General features: G+C 70.4%; 5 protein-coding genes. 2 read left to right on the top strand and 3 right to left on the bottom strand.

Annotated elements, in window-relative coordinates; genetic code table 11:
* The 3 genes from B8460_RS10620 to B8460_RS10610 form a co-directional block, all read right to left on the bottom strand.
* Nucleotides 1-179, bottom strand: a 179-nt coding sequence (locus tag B8460_RS10620) for a YgaP family membrane protein (protein ID WP_048861572.1), incomplete at its 3' end; no start/stop codon positions are given.
* A 26-nt stretch (nucleotides 180-205) separates the two neighbouring features.
* Nucleotides 206-652: a thioredoxin TrxC gene (trxC, locus tag B8460_RS10615; RefSeq protein WP_048861571.1), complete on the bottom strand. Its 447-nt coding sequence runs from the start codon at nucleotides 650-652 to the stop codon at nucleotides 206-208.
* The gene (locus B8460_RS10610) at nucleotides 645-1,955 is read right to left on the bottom strand and encodes an NAD(P)/FAD-dependent oxidoreductase (RefSeq protein ID WP_048861570.1); all 1,311 of its coding nucleotides are present in this window, start codon (nucleotides 1,953-1,955) and stop codon (nucleotides 645-647) included. The genes trxC and B8460_RS10610 overlap by 8 nt, the downstream gene beginning before the upstream one ends.
* Before the next feature lie 144 nt (nucleotides 1,956-2,099).
* On the opposite strand from B8460_RS10610, the gene B8460_RS10605 reads away from it, so the two are divergent.
* Both B8460_RS10605 and B8460_RS10600 read left to right on the top strand, forming a co-directional pair.
* Nucleotides 2,100-3,158, top strand: coding sequence for an efflux RND transporter periplasmic adaptor subunit (locus B8460_RS10605; protein WP_048861569.1), 1,059 nt, complete (start codon nucleotides 2,100-2,102; stop codon nucleotides 3,156-3,158).
* On the top strand, nucleotides 3,155-3,921 hold a 767-nt coding region (locus B8460_RS10600), incomplete at its 3' end, for an efflux RND transporter permease subunit (protein ID WP_048861568.1). The genes B8460_RS10605 and B8460_RS10600, both read left to right, overlap by 4 nt.

Raw genomic sequence — 3,921 nt, 5'->3', positions numbered from 1 at the left:
ACGCCGAACGACTTGAACACCCGGGCCGCCGGACAGAATCCGGTCATGCTCGCCTGCAGCAGGTTCAGCCCCACGAAGCCGGTGAGCAGCAGCCACCACGGCCCGAACAGCAGCACCAGCACGATGCTGAGCAGCGTCATGGTCCCGGCGGTCGCGAGGACGGCGCTATCGATGGTCATCGGTCGATATCTCCCTTTGCTACTTGCTAGGCGGCGGCGGCGAGGTGTTCGCGGGCCCAGCGGATGATCGTCGCGGCATCGGACGCCCCGGCCGTCTGCGCCAGCACGCGGCCCCGGCGCATGAGGAACAGCGCCGGGATGCCGCGAACCCCGAGCCTGCCGGTGATCTCCGGCGCCGTGTCGGCATTCAGCTTCAGCAGGCGCATGTCCGGCTCGAGCGTCGCCGCCGCGCGCTCGAACATCGGCGCCATGGCGCGGCACGGTCCGCACCACGGGGCCCATATGTCGACCAGCACCGGCAGGTCGCCGGCATTGACGTGGCGATCGAAGCCGGCGGCATCGACCTCGACCGGGCGTCCCTCGAACAGACGCCGGTGACAGCTGCCGCATGTCGCCGCGGACGCCGAACGACCGGCCGGCACGCGGTTGATCGCGCCGCAATGCGGACAGACGATATGCGTCGGATCAGCCATGACGCGCCTCCGTGCCCGTCGGCTCCGGCACCGGCGGGCGGAGCTTCGGGATATCGAGCTGGCCCAGCAGGAACCGCTCGTAGAACGGCTCGCTCTCGCCGGAGCGGATTTTCCACAGGAAGTATTTCTCGAACCCGACCTTCGCCACGTGCACCCAGGCGCCCTTGGACGCCCAGTTGACGTTGCGTGGCGGGATCTGCGGCTGTGCGACGAAGGCCACGCCGCCGTCGCCGAAATCGGCGAGGCAGATCGCGTTCCACGTCGCCCGCGCCGCCGCCGTCTCGCCGCGCAGCAGCGCGCCGATGTTGCGCGCCGTGGCGGTCACCATCGATTCGATCATGAACCCCGTCTTCGGCACGCCGACCGGCACCGGCGTCGCCCCGACCGGCGGGATGGCGACGCACACGCCCACGGCGAAGACGTTGGGGAACGTCGGATTGCGCTGATGGGCATCGACGATCACGAAGCCGCGCGGGTTGACCAGCCCGTCGATGCCGCGCACCGCCGCCACGCCGCGGAAGGCCGGCAGCAGCATCGCGAAGCGGAACGGAAGCGCCTGCGTCGCGCTCACCGTGCCGTCGTCGCCCACCGTCTCGACGGTCATCGCGTCGGCCTGCACGGACGCCACGCGCGCGTTGGTGATCCACTTGATATGCCGCTGGCGGAACTCGCTCTCCATCAGCGACTTGGTATCGCCGACGCCGTCGAGGCCGAGATGGCCGATATACGGCTCGGACGTCACGAACGTCATCGGCACGCGGTCACGCAGCCGCCGCTTGCGCAGCTCGGTGTCGAGGATATAGGCGAACTCGTAGGCCGGACCGAAGCAGGACGCGCCCTGCACGGCGCCGATGATGACCGGCCCGGGCGCCCGGCACAGCCGCTCCAGCGCCGCATGCGCCTGCGCGGCGTGGCCGGTCTGGCAGACGGATTGGGTGTGCGCCGCCGGGCCGAAGCCCGGGATCTCGTCGAAGGCGAGATCGGGGCCCGTCGCGATCACCAGGTAGTCGTAGGCGACGCTGCCGCCGCCGGACAGTTCGACGCGGTTCTCCGCGGGGACGACGCGCCGCGCGCCCTCGGTGATGAAGCGCACATGCTTGCGCGCGAGCGTGCGCGAGAGATCGACCGCGATGTCATCGGGCTTGCGCCAGCCCACGGCGACCCAGGGGTTCGACGGCGTGAACTGAAACCGCGCATCCTCAGCGATCAGCGTCAGCCGATCCCCCTTGCGCAGTTGCGGCGCCAGCTCGTAGGTGGCGAGCGTGCCGCCGAGCCCGGCTCCCAGGACGACCACCTCGGCCATGACGACCCCCTCCGCGGGCAGGACGCGCGGCTGCGCGTCCGACGCGGCGATATGACGGCCGCGCGCCGTCCCGCACCTTGACCCACGTCAACAAGTCCCCGCCGCGATCCGCGTAATTTGCATCGACTTTCCGGCGATGGACCCATGAGCATCACGTCTCCCGCACGCGCCGCGCTGGCGCAGTCGTTTATCCTGGCCGCCGTTATCCTGGCCCCCGGTATCCTGGCCCCCGGTATCCTGGGGGCCGGCGCGCCGGCTTTCGCCGCCGTGCCGACCATCGTCGCGCAACGCAGCACCGTCACCGACGAAAAGGCGGTCTTCGCGACCGTCGAAAGTCGCAACGTGGTGCCCGCCCGCGCCCGTATCGGCGGCACCGTCGGCCAATTGCGCGTGCGGCAGGGCGACCGCGTGACGCAGGGGCAGGTGATCGCCGTGGTCAGCGACCCGAAGCTGCAGTTGCAGATCCAGTCGCTCGACGCGCAGATCGCTGGGCTGAAGTCGCAGCTGGCGCAGGCGCAACTCGATCTCGGACGGGCGCAGGCGCTGGCGAAATCCGGCGCCGTCTCGCGCGAGACGCTGGACAAGGCGGAGACGGCGTCCCGCGTCGCCACCAGCCTGCTCGCCGCCCGCATCGCCGAACGCGCCGTCACCGCGCAGCAGATCAACGAGGGCGAGGTGCTCGCACCCAGCGCCGGGCGCGTGCTGGAGGTGCCGGTCATCGACGGATCGGTGGTGCTGCCCGGCGACTCGGTCGCGACCGTCGCGGAACAGGACTACGTGCTGCGCCTCAGCGTGCCGGAGCGGCATGCGCAGTTCATGCGCCTCGGCGACACCGTCCGCTTCGACCGGCAGGACATCGGGGGCGAGGCGGCGGGCCCGGCCTTCGGGCGCATCACCCTGATTTATCCGCTGATCCAGGACGGGCGCGTGCGCGTGGACGCGACCGCGACCGGCGTCGGTGATTATTTCGTGGGCGAGCGCATCCGCGTCTGGGTCTCGGCCGGCACGCGGCAGACCTATGTGATCCCGTCGAGCTACGTGCTCACCCGCTTCGGCCTCGATTTCGTGCGGCTGCGCGCATCGGACGGGCACGCCATCGACATCCAAGTGCAGCGCGGCCGCGTGCATCCGACCCCGGCGATGCCGGACGGGCTGGAAATCCTGTCCGGCCTTACGCCGGGCGAGGTTCTCGAACACCCATGAAACTCGGCATTTCCGGCCGCCTGACCCGCGCGGCCATCCGCTCGCCGCTGACGCCGCTGTTCCTGCTGGCGGCCCTCGCGGTCGGCCTCGTCGCGCTGCTGACCATCCCGCGCGAGGAGGACCCGCAGATCCATGTCCCCATGGTCGATATCATGGTGACGGCCAACGGGCTGAAGGCGCCGGACGCGGCGGAGCTTGTCACCAAGCCGCTGGAGACGATCCTCAAGGCGATCCCCGGCGTCGAGCATATCTACAGCCAGACGCAGGACGACCAGGTGATGGTCACCGCGCGCTTCGTCGTCGGCACCGCCGAGGACGATGCCGTGCTGCGCGTCAACGACAAGATCCGCGCCAATCTCGACCGCATCCCGCTCGGCATTCAGCCGCCGCTGGTGGTCGGGCGCGGCATCAACGACGTGGCGATCGTCACGCTGACGGTCTCCCCCACCGCGCGGGCCGCCGCCCACTGGACGCCGGCCGATCTCGACCGGCTGACGCAGAAACTGCAGGGCGAGCTGATCAAGGTGCCCGATGTCGGGCTCAGCTACATCGTGGGCGGGGACCCGGATCAGATCCGCGTCGAGCCCGACCCGGAGAAGCTGATGCTCTACGGCCTCACGCTGCAGCAACTCGCGGCGAAGGTGCGCGACGCCAACCGCTCCTTCCTCGCCGGCACGGCGCGCGACGGCGGGACGATGCGCGACGTGGCGGCGGGGCAGACGCTGTTCGGCGTGCCCGATATCGGCCTGCTGCTGCTCACCAC

It is taken from the genome of Acidisphaera rubrifaciens HS-AP3, from assembly GCF_000964365.1.
GTDB classification, from domain to species: Bacteria; Pseudomonadota; Alphaproteobacteria; order Acetobacterales; family Acetobacteraceae; genus Acidisphaera; species Acidisphaera rubrifaciens.
This window is presented reverse-complemented; position numbering and strand designations above follow the sequence as displayed.

What these genes read in the sequence shown, in the direction of transcription:
- B8460_RS10610 (WP_048861570.1), bottom strand. Translation starts at nt 1,955, where the DNA reads ATGGCCGAGGTGGTCGTCCTGGGAGCCGGGCTCGGCGGCACGCTCGCC.
- trxC (WP_048861571.1), bottom strand. Translation starts at nt 652, where the DNA reads ATGGCTGATCCGACGCATATCGTCTGTCCGCATTGCGGCGCGATCAAC.
- B8460_RS10605 (WP_048861569.1), top strand. Translation starts at nt 2,100, where the DNA reads ATGAGCATCACGTCTCCCGCACGCGCCGCGCTGGCGCAGTCGTTTATC.